The sequence below is a fragment of the Corynebacterium sp. CCUG 51687 genome (genome assembly GCF_024453995.1).
In the GTDB taxonomy this organism is placed as follows: Bacteria; Actinomycetota; Actinomycetes; order Mycobacteriales; family Mycobacteriaceae; genus Corynebacterium; species Corynebacterium pseudogenitalium.
On the sequence record NZ_JAGPYT010000001.1, the window covers coordinates 328,167 to 343,243 of the forward strand.

At 54.5% G+C, this 15,077-nt stretch carries 15 protein-coding genes; 10 read left to right on the top strand and 5 right to left on the bottom strand.

What is annotated here, in order from left to right; all coding sequences use genetic code 11:
- Window positions 1-96: 96 nt before the first annotated feature.
- From KBX13_RS01595 to KBX13_RS01635, 9 genes are read left to right on the top strand one after another with little or no spacing between them, the layout of a single operon-like run.
- Complete coding sequence (locus tag KBX13_RS01595) at window positions 97-804, top strand: metalloregulator ArsR/SmtB family transcription factor (protein WP_071572611.1); 708 nt, start codon at window positions 97-99, stop codon at window positions 802-804.
- The gene (gene sufB, locus KBX13_RS01600) at window positions 804-2,249 is read left to right on the top strand and encodes a Fe-S cluster assembly protein SufB (protein WP_070362436.1); all 1,446 of its coding nucleotides are present in this window, start codon (window positions 804-806) and stop codon (window positions 2,247-2,249) included. The genes KBX13_RS01595 and sufB overlap by 1 nt, the downstream gene beginning before the upstream one ends.
- Before the next feature lie 5 nt (window positions 2,250-2,254).
- On the top strand, window positions 2,255-3,427 hold the full coding sequence (gene sufD / locus KBX13_RS01605) for a Fe-S cluster assembly protein SufD (RefSeq protein ID WP_070362437.1): 1,173 nt from the start codon (window positions 2,255-2,257) through the stop codon (window positions 3,425-3,427).
- 23 nt (window positions 3,428-3,450) lie between these two features.
- Window positions 3,451-4,206 (top strand): Fe-S cluster assembly ATPase SufC, encoded by a 756-nt coding sequence (sufC, locus tag KBX13_RS01610; protein WP_070362438.1) that lies wholly within the window; start codon window positions 3,451-3,453, stop codon window positions 4,204-4,206.
- On the top strand, window positions 4,206-5,477 hold the full coding sequence (locus tag KBX13_RS01615) for a cysteine desulfurase (protein ID WP_252930870.1): 1,272 nt from the start codon (window positions 4,206-4,208) through the stop codon (window positions 5,475-5,477). The genes sufC and KBX13_RS01615 overlap by 1 nt, the downstream gene beginning before the upstream one ends.
- Before the next feature lie 3 nt (window positions 5,478-5,480).
- Window positions 5,481-5,924: a Fe-S cluster assembly sulfur transfer protein SufU gene (sufU, locus tag KBX13_RS01620; protein WP_070362440.1), complete on the top strand. Its 444-nt coding sequence runs from the start codon at window positions 5,481-5,483 to the stop codon at window positions 5,922-5,924.
- Window positions 5,925-5,936: 12 nt separating this feature from the next.
- Window positions 5,937-6,329 (top strand): metal-sulfur cluster assembly factor, encoded by a 393-nt coding sequence (locus KBX13_RS01625; protein WP_070362441.1) that lies wholly within the window; start codon window positions 5,937-5,939, stop codon window positions 6,327-6,329.
- A gap of 44 nt (window positions 6,330-6,373) precedes the next feature.
- On the top strand, window positions 6,374-8,002 hold the full coding sequence (locus KBX13_RS01630) for an ABC-F family ATP-binding cassette domain-containing protein (protein ID WP_256020405.1): 1,629 nt from the start codon (window positions 6,374-6,376) through the stop codon (window positions 8,000-8,002).
- Between the two features lie 24 nt (window positions 8,003-8,026).
- Complete coding sequence (locus KBX13_RS01635; protein ID WP_143000871.1) at window positions 8,027-8,275, top strand: PLD nuclease N-terminal domain-containing protein; 249 nt, start codon at window positions 8,027-8,029, stop codon at window positions 8,273-8,275.
- Window positions 8,276-8,293: 18 nt separating this feature from the next.
- Here KBX13_RS01635 and KBX13_RS01640 read toward each other — a convergent pair whose 3' ends face one another.
- From KBX13_RS01640 to acnA, 5 genes are all read right to left on the bottom strand, one after another.
- Window positions 8,294-9,664 (bottom strand): PFL family protein, encoded by a 1,371-nt coding sequence (locus KBX13_RS01640; RefSeq protein ID WP_256000199.1) that lies wholly within the window; start codon window positions 9,662-9,664, stop codon window positions 8,294-8,296.
- Window positions 9,665-9,676: 12 nt separating this feature from the next.
- Window positions 9,677-9,946, bottom strand: coding sequence for an ACT domain-containing protein (locus KBX13_RS01645; RefSeq protein WP_070362444.1), 270 nt, complete (start codon window positions 9,944-9,946; stop codon window positions 9,677-9,679).
- A gap of 39 nt (window positions 9,947-9,985) precedes the next feature.
- A complete protein-coding gene (locus tag KBX13_RS01650) occupies window positions 9,986-10,714 on the bottom strand; it encodes a glutamine amidotransferase (protein ID WP_070362445.1) in 729 nt (242 codons plus the stop codon).
- 26 nt (window positions 10,715-10,740) lie between these two features.
- Complete coding sequence (locus tag KBX13_RS01655; protein WP_070362446.1) at window positions 10,741-11,304, bottom strand: TetR/AcrR family transcriptional regulator; 564 nt, start codon at window positions 11,302-11,304, stop codon at window positions 10,741-10,743.
- 113 nt (window positions 11,305-11,417) lie between these two features.
- Window positions 11,418-14,198, bottom strand: a complete 2,781-nt coding sequence (gene acnA, locus KBX13_RS01660) for an aconitate hydratase AcnA (protein ID WP_256008161.1) — start codon at window positions 14,196-14,198, stop codon at window positions 11,418-11,420.
- 288 nt (window positions 14,199-14,486) lie between these two features.
- Between acnA and KBX13_RS01665 the strand changes: the two genes are divergently transcribed.
- Entirely contained in the window at window positions 14,487-14,972 is a 486-nt protein-coding gene (locus KBX13_RS01665; protein ID WP_252930872.1) for a DUF6676 family protein, read from the top strand.
- Window positions 14,973-15,077: the final 105 nt, after the last annotated feature.

Below are 15,077 nucleotides of genomic sequence, written 5' to 3' on the forward strand. Positions count from 1 at the left end.
GAATTAGGACACAGTAGTGTTGTGTAAAGGCCGGTCGGTGTACAGCCAATCGGTTGGAAAGTCAGAGATCAAAGCAGATCGAAGCGAGGTGAGCCAGTGTTGAACCAAGCGCGGTCAGTTGACGGTGGCACTCGCAAGCGAGTGATGGCGCTCTTGCTGAAAAGCGGACCGGTGACTGCATCAACACTTGGTGAGCAAACTGGAATTTCAGCTGCCGGTATCCGTCGGCACCTGGATAAGCTCACTGAGGCTGGACTCATTGAGACGTGTGAGCCACTGCCGGTTGCTGGAGAAGAGCCACCGCGAGGCCGTCCCGCGAAGCACTACTGCTTGACGGAAGAAGGCCGAGAAAGCTTCGGTAGCAACTATGAGAATATGGCGCTTGATGCAATCGAAGCTCTTGAAGAACTTGGCGGCCATGAAGCAGTCAAAGAGTTCGCCAAAACTAGGATTGAACGCATCCTTGAAGAAGTGGAGCCGATTTCGGAGCGATCAAGCAGTGGCGACCTTGAATCAGTCGTGCTCGAAGTCGTGTCCGTTTTAGAGCGTCACGGCTATGTTGCCTCGGTGACTCAGGCAGGGACTGGAATTCAAATTTGTCAGCATCACTGCCCGGTGTCACAAGTAGCGTCTGCGCATCCCGAAATTTGCGAAGCAGAGCAAGAAATGATCGCTAAGATCGTAGGCCGACATATCCAACCACTTGCCTCCATTACAGAGGGCAATGGTGTCTGCACAACAAACATTCCACTCGCTGCTGTTCACGGGCCGAAAAATAACGTATCTGAAAGGAGCGGAAAATAATGACGAAAGCTAATCCCGCACCCGGTTTAGAGAAACCAATGAACGACGAAGAGATTATCGAGTCAATCGGTAGCTACAACTACGGGTGGCACGACCCAGACGCTGCCGGGCAGGCAGCAAAGCGTGGTCTTAACGCTGGGGTAGTCAAGGACATTTCTGGCATTAAGGAAGAGCCAGAATGGATGCTGGAACAGCGCCTCAAGGCTTTGGACATTTTTGAAAAGAAGCCACTGCCGACTTGGGGCGCAGACCTGAGTGGCATCGACTTTGACAACATTAAGTACTATGTCCGCTCTACGGAGCAACCAGCTACGAGCTGGGATGACCTTCCTGAAGACATTAAGAATACGTACGACAAGCTTGGCATTCCTGAGGCAGAAAAGCAGCGCCTAGTCGCTGGTGTTGCTGCGCAGTACGAATCTGAGGTTGTCTACCACCAGATTCGTGAGGATCTCGAAAAGAAGGGTGTCATCTTCGTAGACACTGACACCGCGCTTCGCGAGCACGAGGACATCTTTAAGGAGTACTTCGGCTCGGTCATCCCCGCTGGCGATAACAAGTTCTCAGCTCTGAATACGGCAGTATGGTCAGGCGGTTCGTTTATCTATGTTCCGCCGGGCGTCCACGTCGATATCCCGCTCCAGGCATACTTCCGTATTAATACCGAGAACATGGGCCAGTTCGAGCGCACGCTCATCATCGTTGATGAGGACGCCTACGTCCACTACGTAGAAGGATGCACCGCCCCGATTTACAAGTCCGACTCGCTTCACTCCGCGGTCGTTGAAATCATCGTGAAGAAAGGTGGCCGCTGCCGGTACACCACGATCCAGAACTGGTCGAACAACGTTTACAACCTCGTCACCAAGCGCGCTAAGGCCGAAGAGGGCGCAGTGATGGAGTGGGTCGACGGCAATATCGGTTCAAAGGTGACGATGAAGTACCCAGCAGTCTGGATGACTGGCGAGTATGCCCGTGGCGAAGTGCTTTCCGTCGCATTTGCTGGTGAAGGACAGTTCCAGGACACCGGTGCCAAGATGACACACATGGCTCCGCACACCTCGAGTTCAATCGTTTCAAAGTCAGTTGCGCGCAGTGGCGGACGCGCGGCCTACCGTGGCCTGGTACAGATCAACGCAAACGCGCATGATTCCGCCTCGAACGTTGAGTGCGACGCGTTGCTTGTCGATGACATTTCTCGTTCTGACACTTACCCGTACAACGACATTAGGAACGATCGGGTTACGCTCGGACACGAGGCGAAAGTCTCCAAGGTCTCTGAAGAGCAGCTGTTCTACCTGATGTCCCGCGGTATTGCCGAAGAAGAAGCTATGGCGATGATTGTCCGTGGCTTCGTCGAGCCTATTGCCAAGGAGCTCCCGATGGAGTACGCCCTGGAGCTCAACCGTCTGATTGAATTGCAAATGGAAGGATCAGTGGGCTAATCACCATGACTTCAACGATTAATCCCGTATCGAATGCAACTCCTCACAACAACAAGGGAGATCTGTTTTCGTCGTTCAATGTTGAGGATTTTCCCGTTCCACGTGGACGTGACGAAGTCTGGCGGTTCATTCCACTTCGCCGCATCCGAGGTCTGCACAACGGGGAGTTCCCGCAACAGGCTGACGCCCAGATCACGATTGATGCGCCAGATGAGGTCGTCGTCACGGAGCTTGACGCAGCTGACGATCAGCTCAAAGTAGCCGGCGCGCCCGTAGACCGCGTTGCTGCACAAGCATGGTCGAGCGCGAAAACCGGCACCTTGATTACCGTGCCTGGTAACAGCAAGTTGTCCAAGCCCATCACCGTCACCATCACTGGTGCCGGCGCCGACGTGACATCCTTTGCAACGATCCTTTTTGAAGTTGGGACCCATGCAGAGGCTGACATCGTTGTCAAGTACACCGGCACAGGTGTGCATGCAGACAACGTCAATTGGCATATCGGCGCAGGCGCGCACGTACGCGCAGTCGTAGATACGGACTGGGACTTGGACGCAGTACACATTGGTCAACAGTCCATCTTGATGGAGCGCGATTCGGTACTGCGCCACAACGTCGCAGCTTTCGGTGGCGAGATCGTGCGCATCACCCCACGCGTAAAGTTCCAAGCTCCGGGGGCAGACGTCGAGCTCAACGGCGTTTACTTTGCGGACGCGGGTCAGTACATCGAAAACCGTATGCTGGTCGACCACAGCGTTCCGAACTGCCGGTCGAACGTGCTGTACAAGGGTGCGTTGCAAGGCGACAAGGCGTCGGATCTGCCAGAAGCACGAACCTGCTGGGTCGGTGATGTGCTGATTCGCGCAGGCGCGCACGGCACAGATACATATGAAACGAACCGGAACCTGGTCTTGACGGATGGTGCTCGCGCTGACGCAATTCCAAACCTCGAGATCGAGACTGGTGAAATCGCTGGAGCCGGCCATGCCGCAACCGTTGGTCGGTTCGATGACGAGCAAGTGTTTTATCTCCGGTCCAGGGGCATCCCTGAGGACGAAGCCACGCGCTTGATCATTCGCGGATTCTTTAACGAGGTCCTCAATCAGGTCCCGCTCGAAGACCTCCGTGAAGAACTCGTTGCACGTGTGGCCGGAGAGCTCGAGCAAACGAACCAGTAAAACGAAAAGGAATCAGTAAAACAATGTCTACCCTGGAAATCAAGAACCTCCACGCAAACGTCCTGCCGACCGAGGAAGGTCAAGAGCCAACGCCGATTCTCAAGGGCGTAAACCTCACTATTAAGGGCGGAGAGACTCACGCCATCATGGGGCCGAATGGTTCCGGTAAGTCCACGCTTGCCTACACGCTCGCTGGTCATCCACGCTACGAAGTTACTGAAGGCGAAGTACTCCTCGATGGTGAGAACATCCTCGAGATGGATATCGACGAACGCGCTCGCGCCGGACTCTTCCTGGCAATGCAGTACCCAGTTGAGGTGCCGGGCGTCTCTTCTTCGAACTTTATGCGCTCTGCTGTGACTGCTGTTCGTGGGGAAGCGCCGAAGCTTCGCGATTGGGTTCGTGAACTCAATGATGCTCGCGACTTGTTGAAGATGGACTCTTCCTTCACTGAGCGTTCGGTCAACGAAGGCTTTTCTGGCGGTGAGAAGAAGCGACATGAGGTCATGCAGTTGTCGTTGCTCAAGCCGAAGTTTGCTGTGATGGACGAAACGGACTCCGGCCTTGACGTCGATGCGCTGCGAATCGTATCCGAGGGGATCAACCGCTACCAGGAAGAAACCAACGGCGGTGTCCTAATGATCACCCACTACAAGCGGATCCTGGAGTATGTGAAGCCTGACTTCATTCACATCTTCTCGGATGGCAAGGTCATCCAGACTGGCGACGCCTCGTTGGCTGATGTTCTCGAGGCAGAGGGATACGAAAAGTTCATCTAATGGGATACTTACATTCCGATGGAACACTGAACACAGACGCGATTCGCGCAGAGTTCCCGATCCTGAGTCGGACCGTGCGCGATGGGAAGCCCCTCGTCTATTTGGACTCCGGGGCTACGTCCCAGCGTCCGCAGTCTGTGTGGAACGCTGAGCAAGAATTCGTCCTGAACACATTTGCACCAGTCCATCGTGGCTCCTACCAACTGGCTGAGGAGGCGACAGACGCTTATGAAACTGCCCGTGAGCGTATCGCTAACTTTGTTGGTGCTGACGGGGAGGAGATTGCATTCACGAAGAACGCTACTGAGGCTCTGAACCTCGTCGCATATGTTCTTGGTGATGATCGTGCCGGTAAGCACCAGATCAAACGCGGAGACACGATTGTTGTCACTGAACTGGAGCACCACGCGAACCTCGTGCCTTGGCAAGAACTGGCCCGCCGCACTGGAGCAACGCTCAAGTGGTACTCGATGACTGCTGATGGACGCATCGACCTTGACAGCTTGGAACTCGACGATACTGTAAAAGTTGTTGCGTTCACGCACCAATCAAACGTAACTGGTGCAGTAGCGGACGTCGATGAAATCGTGAGGCGTGCTCGCGCAGTAGGAGCACTCACGGTCCTTGATGCGTGCCAATCTGTTCCGCATATGCCTGTTAACTTTCACGAGCTTGACGTCGACTTTGCAGCGTTCTCAGGGCATAAGATGTGTGGACCTTCTGGTGTGGGCGCCGTATACGCGAGAAAGTCGATCTTCAGGGAACTTCCACCATTTTTGACAGGTGGATCCATGATCGAGATCGTCAAGATGGACTCTTCGACGTATGCGCCGACGCCCCAACGGTTCGAAGCTGGCACGCAGATGACAAGCCAGGTCGTTGGCCTTGGTGCTGCCGTCGAGTTCTTGGAATCCATCGGAATGGAAAATGTCCAACGCCACGAGCATATGTTGACGGAGTATGCCCTGGAACGAATGCAAGAGATTCCAGGATTAGTTATCGCTGGTCCTGCGGTGGCTGAACAGCGCGGCGGTGCGATCGCTTTTACCGTCGATGGCGTGCATCCGCATGATTTAGGACAGGTGCTTGATGCTCACGGTGTTGCTATCCGCACCGGCCACCACTGCGCGTGGCCCGCTCACAGAGAACTCGAGGTGCAGGCAACCTCTCGAGCAAGTTTCTACCTGTACAACACCAAAGAGGAAGTAGACGCCTTGGTTGAAGCCATTCGCGAAGCGCGCCGCTTCTTCGGAGTCGAGGAGGATTCCTAGACGATGAACCTAGAGTCTATGTACCAAGAAGTGATCTTGGACCATTACAAGAACCCACGGCATAAGGGGCTGCGCGAACCGTACGAAGCGGAGGTGCACCACGTCAACCCATCTTGCGGTGATGAGCTGACGCTGCGTGTGCACCTGTCTGCCGACGGAAAGACGGTTGAAGACGTCTCTTACGATGCTCAAGGTTGCTCGATCTCCCAAGCCTCAACCAGTGTGATGACAGAAGAACTGGTGGGGCTACCTGTTGCGGATGCGATGGAAAAGTTGCACTCGTTTGAGGAAATGATCACCTCTCGCGGGACCAAAGAAGGGGATCCGGAAGCCATCGGCGATGGCATTGCGTTCGCAGGTGTTTCTAAGTTCCCAGCTCGCGTCAAGTGTGCGTTGTTGGGCTGGAAAGCATTTGAAGCCGCCACGTCCGAGGCGTTAGACAAATAGAAAGGCGAAAATATGGTGGATAACGATCACACTTCGAACCTTGGCGATGGCGACGAGCGGCCAGCACAGACCGAGGAACAGCTCAAAATCTGTGGTGAAGTAGAGGAGTACCTACACGACGTCATTGACCCCGAGTTGGGTATCAATGTTGTTGACCTTGGACTTGTCTATGACGTGTGGGTAGAAACTAACGATAATGTCCACCGAGCAGTCGTCAACATGACGTTGACTTCGCCGGCTTGCCCGCTTACCGATGTCATCGAAGAACAAGCTGATCACGCTATCACGACGAATACTGTGTGTGATGAAGTCGTCATCAATTGGGTGTGGATGCCACCATGGGGACCGCAGATGATTACGGAAGAAGGGCGCGAGCAGTTGCGTGCACTAGGTTTCGCTGTTTAGACCACGTTTTCGTCTACTCACGCGGCCTTGTAGAGTAACCCTTTGTGATTGTTACTAATGATCTCGAAGTCCGTGTAGGAGCCCGGACGCTTCTCGAAGCGCCTGGGCAGCATCTCCGTGTTCAACCTGGTGACAGAATCGGTCTCGTCGGCCGAAATGGTGCCGGGAAGACCACTACGATGCGAATCATCGCAGGTGAAACAGAACCCTACGCGGGCACGGTTACTCGTACTGGCGAGATCGGATACCTGCCACAAGACTCCAAAGAAGGCAATATCGAGCAGAGTGCCCGAGATCGCGTTCTTTCGGCGCGAGGCCTTGATCAGATCCAACGCTCGATGGATCGGCAGCGTTCCATCATGGAAGAGTCAGATGGTGCGACCCGTGATAAAGCAATCGAGAAGTTTTCCCGGCTCGAAGAGCAGTACCACGCGCTAGGCGGTTACGAGGCGAACGCAGAGGCTGCGCAGATATGTGACAACCTCGGGCTTCCAGCACGAGTGCTCGACCAACAGCTCAGTACCCTCAGCGGTGGTCAACGCCGTCGCGTGGAGTTGGCACAGATCCTTTTCGCCTCTCGGGCGGGTTCTGGAAAGTCCCAAACCACACTGCTTCTCGACGAGCCCACTAACCACCTCGACGCGGACTCTATTACATGGCTGCGTTCGTTCTTGAGCAAGCACGATGGTGGCTTGATCATGATTTCGCACGATGTTGAGTTGCTTGAGGCAGTATGCAATAAGATTTGGTTCCTTGATGCAGTGCGCGCTGAGGCTGATGTCTACAACATGGGCTTCAAGAAGTACCAGGATGCCAGGGCACTCGATGAAGCACGACGCCGCCGTGAACGCGCTAATGCGGAAAAGAAAGCTTCCGCACTGCAAAAACAAGCGGCCAAACTCGGAGCGAAGGCGACGAAGGCTGCAGCTGCTAAACAGATGCTTGCTCGCGCTGAGCGCATGATGGGTGAGCTTGATGACATTCGTGTAGCGGATAAAGTAGCGTCTATTTCCTTTCCGAAGCCAGCACCATGCGGCAAGACACCCTTGTTTGGCAAGGGCCTTACCAAAATGTATGGCTCCCTCGAAGTGTTCGCTGGCGTCGATCTAGCTGTTGATAAAGGATCCCGAGTTGTAGTGCTTGGCACCAATGGTGCAGGCAAGACGACGCTGCTCAAGTTACTTGCTGGCGTTGAACGCACGGATGGGGAAGGCGGAATCGTGTCAGGGCATGGCCTCAAGATCGGGTACTTCGCCCAGGAGCACGACACGATCGACGGTAACAAAACAGTCTGGGAGAACACGATCGAAGCCTGCCGCGATGCAGGGCAGCAGGATCTACGCGGTCTACTCGGGGCGTTCATGTTCTCGGGAGACAAGCTAGACCAGCCAGCTGGAACACTGTCTGGTGGTGAGAAAACGAGGTTAGCGCTGGCAACGCTCGTTTCCTCGCGCGCAAATGTCCTTCTTCTTGACGAGCCGACAAACAACTTGGATCCGCAGTCCCGACAGCAAGTATTGGATGCGCTGAAAACCTATACCGGCGCTGTCGTTCTCGTCACGCACGACCCTGGAGCTGTCGAAGCACTCGAGCCAGAGCGAGTGATCATCATGCCTGAAGGCGATGAAGACCTGTGGAGCGACGAGTATATGGAGATCGTCGAATTGGCGTAGTCGACTCAGTGTAACGTGGAGGTCGTGAATACGACACGATTCGAAACACTGTTACTTGACGTACGTAATAGCTGGAGCGGCATGTCCGCGCAGGAGCGCAGGCTCATTGCATCGCTCGCCTCCATCGATTTACTGGGCAAAATTACGGCGCTAGTTCATTTGGCCAGGACTGATAACCGGAAAATCCGCGGCTCGAAGTGGGTATGGGGCCCTGCCGTGGGCGGCGTGAATATGTTTGGATGGATTGCTTACTTCCTCTTCGGGAGGAAGTAAGCCCCACCGCTGGGGTGTTTAATTCCGGAACCCGTGGACCGGCGCAGGGATGAAGCCACCGCGCTGAATAAACTCCGTATTTTGTTTTGTACCTACCTCGATTACAGGGGCGTAGCCAAGGAGGCCACCGAAGTTCACCTCGTCGCCCGGCTTGGTGCCCGGTACGGGGATGAGGCGCGCTGCGGTGGTCTTATGGTTCATGACGCCGATTGCAGCCTCATCAGCGATCATCCCCGCGATCGTTTCCGCCGAGGTGTCGCCGGGGATGGCGATCATGTCAAACCCGACAGAGCAGATCGACGTCATCGCTTCGAGCTTGTCCATACTGATGGATCCAGCGCGGACCGCGTCGATCATGCCCTTATCTTCCGAAACCGGAATAAAGGATCCAGAAAGCCCTCCGACACGGGAGCAGGCCATCATGCCGCCTTTTTTGACGGCGTCGTTAAGAAGCGCGAGCGCAGCCGTCGTGCCGTGCGTGCCAACCTGCTCTAGCCCCATGTGTTCGAGGATATGCGCAACGGAGTCACCAACTTCAGCGGTCGGTGCCAAGGAGAGATCGACGATGCCAAATGGCACTCCGAGACGTTCTGAAGCAAGGTTGCCAACCAGCTGGCCTGCGCGGGTGATCTTGAACGCAGCCTTCTTGATCTCTTCAGCTACCTCGTTCAAGCTGGCTTTTCCGAGCCGCTGGATCGCATTGTCGACGACACCAGGGCCTGATACACCAACTGAAACAACCGCGTCAGGCTCCTCAATGCCATGGAACGCTCCGGCCATAAATGGGTTATCACCCACAGCATTTGCGAACACAACAAGCTTTGCGCACGCAATCGAAGAACGGTCTTTGGTCAGCTCCGCTGCCTCTTTCACGACGCGCCCCATCTTCGCGACAGCATCCATGTTGATACCAGCACGGGAAGTAGCGATGTTCACCGAGCCACACACGTTCTCCGTGACGGTCAATGCCTCCGGAATGGACTCGATGAGACGCATATCAGAGGTGGTTGCCCCCTTTTCAACGAGCGCCGAGTAACCACCTACGAAGTTGACTCCCAGCTCACCCGCCGCTTTGTCAAGCGCTTTTGCAATGTCGACCGGATTGCCGTCCACCCCAGCTGCGACCAAAGCAATGGGAGAAACGGAGACTCGCTTGTTCACAATGGGAATACCGAGCTCGCGTTCAATGTCCTGGCAAACTTCTACCAGACGGGCTGCCTTCGTCGTCACTCTGTCGTAGACCGCCTGGCACGTTGCATCCATAGTGGGACGTGTACAACCGATGAGTGAGATTCCCATTGTTACAGTACGAATGTCCAGCCGGTAGTCCTCAATCATCTTGATGACGTCAAGAATGTGTTGGGACTTGAAATCAAAATCAACAGCCACAGCAACCCCTCCCTAGATTTCGTTCATGGCGGTGAAAAGGTCCTCGGACTGGATCCGAACAATGACCCCCAAAGATTCACCAGCTGCTGAAAGGTGAGTTTGCAGTGATTCCATGTTTACATCGCCTTCGGGAAGTTCCACACGCATGATCATGGTGAAGAAGTCATCCATGAGAGTTTGGGAAACATCTACGATATTGAGGTTTACCTCAGCCGCGGCGATCGCAACTCCTGCGATGATGCCTACACGGTCTTTACCTGTGGTTGTGATGATTGCATGCATAAGTAGGAATTCTAGCTACCAGAAACAAGTTGTTTCTACTCAACCCACGCAGTATTGCGTAAATGATTGTAAAATTCTGTTTGCCCACGAAACATCGTGAAGAGGCAGCCCCTTTACGATCTTGTCGTAGTCTTCCGGAGAGAAGTACCCATAGTTAGCGAAGAAGTCCATACGAGTCTGCATTGCTTTGGCATCCATCTCCGCATGAAATTGCGTCGCCCAAACATGATCACCGTACCGAATCATCTGAACCGGACAACTATTCCCAACTGCCAATATCTCAAGTGAGGGCGGGAGGGTGGACTCGTCAGGATTCTCGGTATGTCCGGTCAGCGCTGTGAAGTTCCCTGGGAACCCCTGAAGCAGTACGTCACGTTTACCGGCGTCTGAAAGCGAAACCTGTGTCGGGCCAGAGTCCTCTGGATGCGTGTGAACGATGTTTCCTCCGAGGTAGTGCACCAGCCAGCTCGTTCCGAAACAAACGAAGAACACGGGTTTTCCAGATTCCACAACCTCAGTGAGCACAGCATCTACATGCTGCGCCCACGCTGAGGTATGTGCATCTGAAACGTTTAAAGAGCAGCCTCCAACGATCACGCCTTCAACTGAATCCAGTGACTTCAGCTGGGCGTGCTCGTCAGAGATATGACAGAGCTCTATAGCTGTCTGATCCATCTTCGTCGCTTTGAGTACGTCGTTGTACTCGGCGTGAGCAACGTCAGCACCGATCTCACCATTTCGCAGCGACACCATAAGCAACTTAGACATGACGAACAGTCTATATCGCCCGGTAGCTAGCTAGAAACCGAAGATCGAACAGACTGCTCGACAACGTCTAGCATTGCTTCCAGCTGCTCTGGTGGCTCACCTGCGGCCAATTTGATTATGAACCCTTCCAGAACTGTCTCTAGATAGGTCTGCATTACTTCAATTGGCACATCTTGCCGCATCGCCGTATTCGATTCCAGCCTTTTCCGCACGGCCTCATCAAGTACTTCCTGGTGCTTCCTCCACCGAGCCTCAAATGCAGGATCCGTGCGGAGCTTTCGAACAATCTCAGAACGCGTCACGAACCAGTCATTTTCTTCCGGATGTTGCAAGAGGTCGTGCATAACTTCTACGAGCCCCTGTCGGCTAACTACCTCAGCTTGGCGTTCAGCGTCCTCGCTGGCGATGGCGAGAAACAACGTTTCCTTGTCTACGAAGTGATGAAAAATAGCACCACGCGTTTTGCCAGTGGCCTTTTCCAAACGAGCTACGGTAGCTCCTTCAAACCCATACTTGGCGAAGCATGCTCTCGACGCATCCAAGATTTCTTTGCGACGCCGCGCGAGCTCTGCATCACTAATGATCGGCATAGTCAGGCGCCCAACCTTTCGAGCTACTTAATAATTGCATTGGAGAAAAAGAAAGACTTAAGGGGTCACCACATACCGCGGAGACCCCTCAAGCGTGTTACGTAACTACGGTGTTAGTTCTTGACCATCTGGCGAAGAACGTACTGCAAAATACCGCCGTGACGGTAGTATTCAGCCTCACCTGGTGTATCTACGCGGACTACAGCGTCGAATTCTACGGTCTCGCCGGAATCCTTCGTTGCGGATACACGGACGGTCTCAGGGATCGTTCCGTTCTCATTGAACGCTGTGATGCCGCTAATGGAGATCGTCTCTGTGCCGTCGAGCCCGAGCGATGCGTGAGACTTTCCTTCTGGGAACTGCAGTGGAAGCACGCCCATGCCGATGAGGTTCGAACGGTGAATACGCTCGAAGGACTCAGCGATGACAGCGCGGACGCCGAGCAGCTTCGTGCCCTTTGCGGCCCAGTCGCGGGAAGAACCAGTGCCGTATTCCTTGCCTGCCAGGACGACAAGCGGAATACCAGCGGCCTGGTAGTTCTGTGCAGCATCGTAGATGAATGCCTGCGGTGCACCTTCCTGGGTGAAGTCGCGAGTGTAGCCACCAGCGTCTTCAACAAGCTCGTTGCGGAGACGGATGTTGGCAAAGGTACCGCGAACCATGACCTCGTGGTTACCACGACGTGAGCCGAAGGAGTTGTAGTCCTGGCGCTTGACGCCGTTTGCATCGAGGTAGTTTGCTGCCGGCGTACCTGGCTTGATGGACGAAGCAGGGGAGATGTGGTCCGTCGTTACAGAGTCACCCAACTTGGCAAGGACGCGAGCACCATCGATGTCCGAAACGTCGTTTGGCTCAGCTGGCATTCCATCAAAGTACGGGGCCTTGCGGATGTACGTGGAATCGTCGTTCCACTCGAATGTCTTGCCGGTTGGGATATCCAGATCCTGCCACTGCTTGTCACCTTTGAAGACGTCGGCGTAGTCAGCCTCGTACATCTCACGGGAGATTGTGCCAGCAATGGTGGATTCAATCTCCTCAGTTGATGGCCATACATCCTTCAGGAAGACGTCGTTGCCATCCTGGTCCTGGCCGAGTGGCTGGGTCTCGAAATCGAAGTCCATCGTGCCAGCGATGGAGTAGGCGATGACGAGCAGAGGCGAAGCCAAGTAGTTCATCTTGACGTCAGGAGAAATGCGGCCCTCGAAGTTACGGTTGCCAGACAGGACTGCGGTCGCGGTCAGGTCGTACTCGTTGATAGCGTCGGAGACCTCTGTTGGCAGAGGACCAGAGTTACCGATGCAGGATGCACAGCCGAAGCCGGTGAGGTAGAAGCCAACAGCCTCGAGATCCTTCCAGAGATCGGCGCGTTCGTAGTAGCCGTCGACAACCTGGGAACCCGGTGCCATGATTGTCTTAACCCATGGCTTCGCCTTCAGACCCTTTTCCGCAGCCTTGCGTGCGAGCAGAGCAGCGCCAACCATGACCGATGGGTTGGAAGTGTTGGTGCAGGAAGTAATAGCTGCAATCGCAACCATGCCGTGATCCAGGGTGTACTCGCCACCCTGCGGCGACTCAACGATAACGGGCTTCGAAGCACGACCCTCTGCGCCGACCGCTGCAGATTCTCCATTTGCAGGCCAGGACTGATTGAAGTCAACTGTCTCAACCTTCGCCGCACGAACTGGCTCAAAGGTCTCGTTGCCAGCATCGTTGTAGTCCGGCAGCTGCTTACGGAAGGTGTCCTTGGATTCGGACAGGAGGATGCGGTCCTGCGGACGCTTCGGGCCAGCGATTGACGGAACGACCGTTGAGAGATCAAGCTCCAAGTATTCGGAGTACTTCGCCTCTGGGGCGTCCTGCTCAAGCCACATGCCCTGAGCCTTCGCGTATGCCTCCACACGGTCGATGTCCTCCTGGGAACGACCGGTAAGGTGCAGGTAGTTGATGGTCTCTTCATCGATTGGGAAGATCGCACAGGTGGAGCCGAACTCAGGCGACATGTTGCCGATCGTCGCACGGTTTGCAAGCGGGATCTGCTTTACACCATTGCCGTAGAACTCGACGAACTTCTGAACCACGCCGTGCTCGCGCAGCATCTCGGTAATCGTCAACACAACATCGGTAGCGGTGACGCCGGCAGGAATCTCACCGGTGAGCTTGAATCCGACAACGCGTGGGATCAACATCGAAACTGGCTGGCCAAGCATTGCAGCCTCAGCCTCAATACCGCCAACGCCCCAGCCCAGGATGCCAAGGCCATTTTCCATGGTGGTGTGGGAGTCGGTACCAATACAGGTGTCTGGGTATGCAACGCCATCGTTATCGAATACAACACGGGAGAGGTACTCAATGTTGACCTGGTGAACGATACCGGTCCCCGGTGGCACAACGCGGAAGTTCGAGAAGTTCTCAGCACCCCAACGCAGGAACTGGTAGCGCTCCTCGTTGCGTTGGTACTCGATTGCGACGTTCTTGTCGAGAGCGTTGGTGGAACCGAACGCCTCGATGATCACAGAGTGGTCGATGACCATCTCTGCTGGGTTCAGCGGGTTGACCTGATCAGGATCACCGCCGAGTGTGGAAACTGCCTCACGCATGGTGGCCAGGTCCACGACACAAGGAACACCGGTAAAGTCCTGCATAAGGACGCGGGCAGGGGTGAACTGAATTTCTACAGATGGCTCGGCATCTGGATCCCAGTTCGCAATAGCCTCGATGTGTTTCTTGGTCACGTTCTTGCCATCCTCAGTGCGGAGGAGGTTTTCACCAAGAACCTTGAGGGAGTATGGAAGTTTCTCCATGCCTTCAACCGCATCAAGTGCGAAGTAGTCATAAGACTTCTCGCCGACCTGAAGCGACTTCTTGGCGTTAAAGGAGTTCTTGCTTTCGGTCACAGTAAGCTCCGTTTCTCGTCGTAAACCAGATAAATTGGAACAAGGTCCAAACGGTCAACCTCAAAGATATGCGATTAACCGCCTATGCGTAGCAATGATAACAGTACGGATGTAATGTTTGTTGTCCAACAGGGAAGATTTGAGAAAAAATGGAGCTAAACCCCCCATTTGGGGCACAACCCAACAATCTCCGCAGTTAAGGCGAACTGTACGGGGGAGTGCAAGGTGACTATCGCCATACAGGATAGAATGAGGGGCCCATCGACCACAGAGGAATGTAGCCGCGACATGCAATACCAAAATCCAGACCCACGATTCGATAGCCTTGTAGATCAGCTCAATATTGACGGTATCGCATTCGAGACTGCCAATGAAGGCACCGGCAGCCTGGAACAGTCACTATCTTCCACCTTGTCGAGCGCGCATGATCATTCTGGCCTTAATGTGGGGCTCGTTTTTCTCGACTCGACGCCTCCCCGCATTCCTGAGTTAAGAGATCTGGCGCAAGACCTCAATCTTGCCACCGGAATCGAAACTATCTATATCCGAACGCCCGATGTCGCCATTGCTACATCAGAAAAGTTTCCACGGTCCTCAATCGAGGCTGGCCAGCTCGCCTCTGTACGGGCCTCAAGCTACGAAGATGGGGTGGCGCAGTTTCTGCAAGAGGCATCCTCTAGGCAGCTTGATTGGATTTCGGTATTGATTGCGGTTGCAGTAGTCCTCATCGTCACGTGTGGAGCCACCGCTATCCAGAATTGGCGTCAGGCGTAGAGCCTTGACGTTTCGATTAGCGACTTTTAAGTGACAATAATCACACTGCCACTTTTGTGCCTACATAATCCAAGGTTAGGGCTCTCGTCGTCAAGTGAAAATCCT

Bases quoted from the DNA above. Each gene is read 5' to 3' on its own strand.
- sufB (WP_070362436.1), top strand. From the start codon at position 804: ATGACGAAAGCTAATCCCGCACCCGGTTTAGAGAAACCAATGAACGAC.
- sufD (WP_070362437.1), top strand. From the start codon at position 2,255: ATGACTTCAACGATTAATCCCGTATCGAATGCAACTCCTCACAACAAC.
- sufC (WP_070362438.1), top strand. From the start codon at position 3,451: ATGTCTACCCTGGAAATCAAGAACCTCCACGCAAACGTCCTGCCGACC.
- KBX13_RS01615 (WP_252930870.1), top strand. From the start codon at position 4,206: ATGGGATACTTACATTCCGATGGAACACTGAACACAGACGCGATTCGC.
- sufU (WP_070362440.1), top strand. From the start codon at position 5,481: ATGAACCTAGAGTCTATGTACCAAGAAGTGATCTTGGACCATTACAAG.
- KBX13_RS01625 (WP_070362441.1), top strand. From the start codon at position 5,937: ATGGTGGATAACGATCACACTTCGAACCTTGGCGATGGCGACGAGCGG.
- KBX13_RS01645 (WP_070362444.1), bottom strand. From the start codon at position 9,946: ATGCATGCAATCATCACAACCACAGGTAAAGACCGTGTAGGCATCATC.
- KBX13_RS01650 (WP_070362445.1), bottom strand. From the start codon at position 10,714: ATGTCTAAGTTGCTTATGGTGTCGCTGCGAAATGGTGAGATCGGTGCT.
- KBX13_RS01655 (WP_070362446.1), bottom strand. From the start codon at position 11,304: ATGCCGATCATTAGTGATGCAGAGCTCGCGCGGCGTCGCAAAGAAATC.
- KBX13_RS01665 (WP_252930872.1), top strand. From the start codon at position 14,487: ATGCAATACCAAAATCCAGACCCACGATTCGATAGCCTTGTAGATCAG.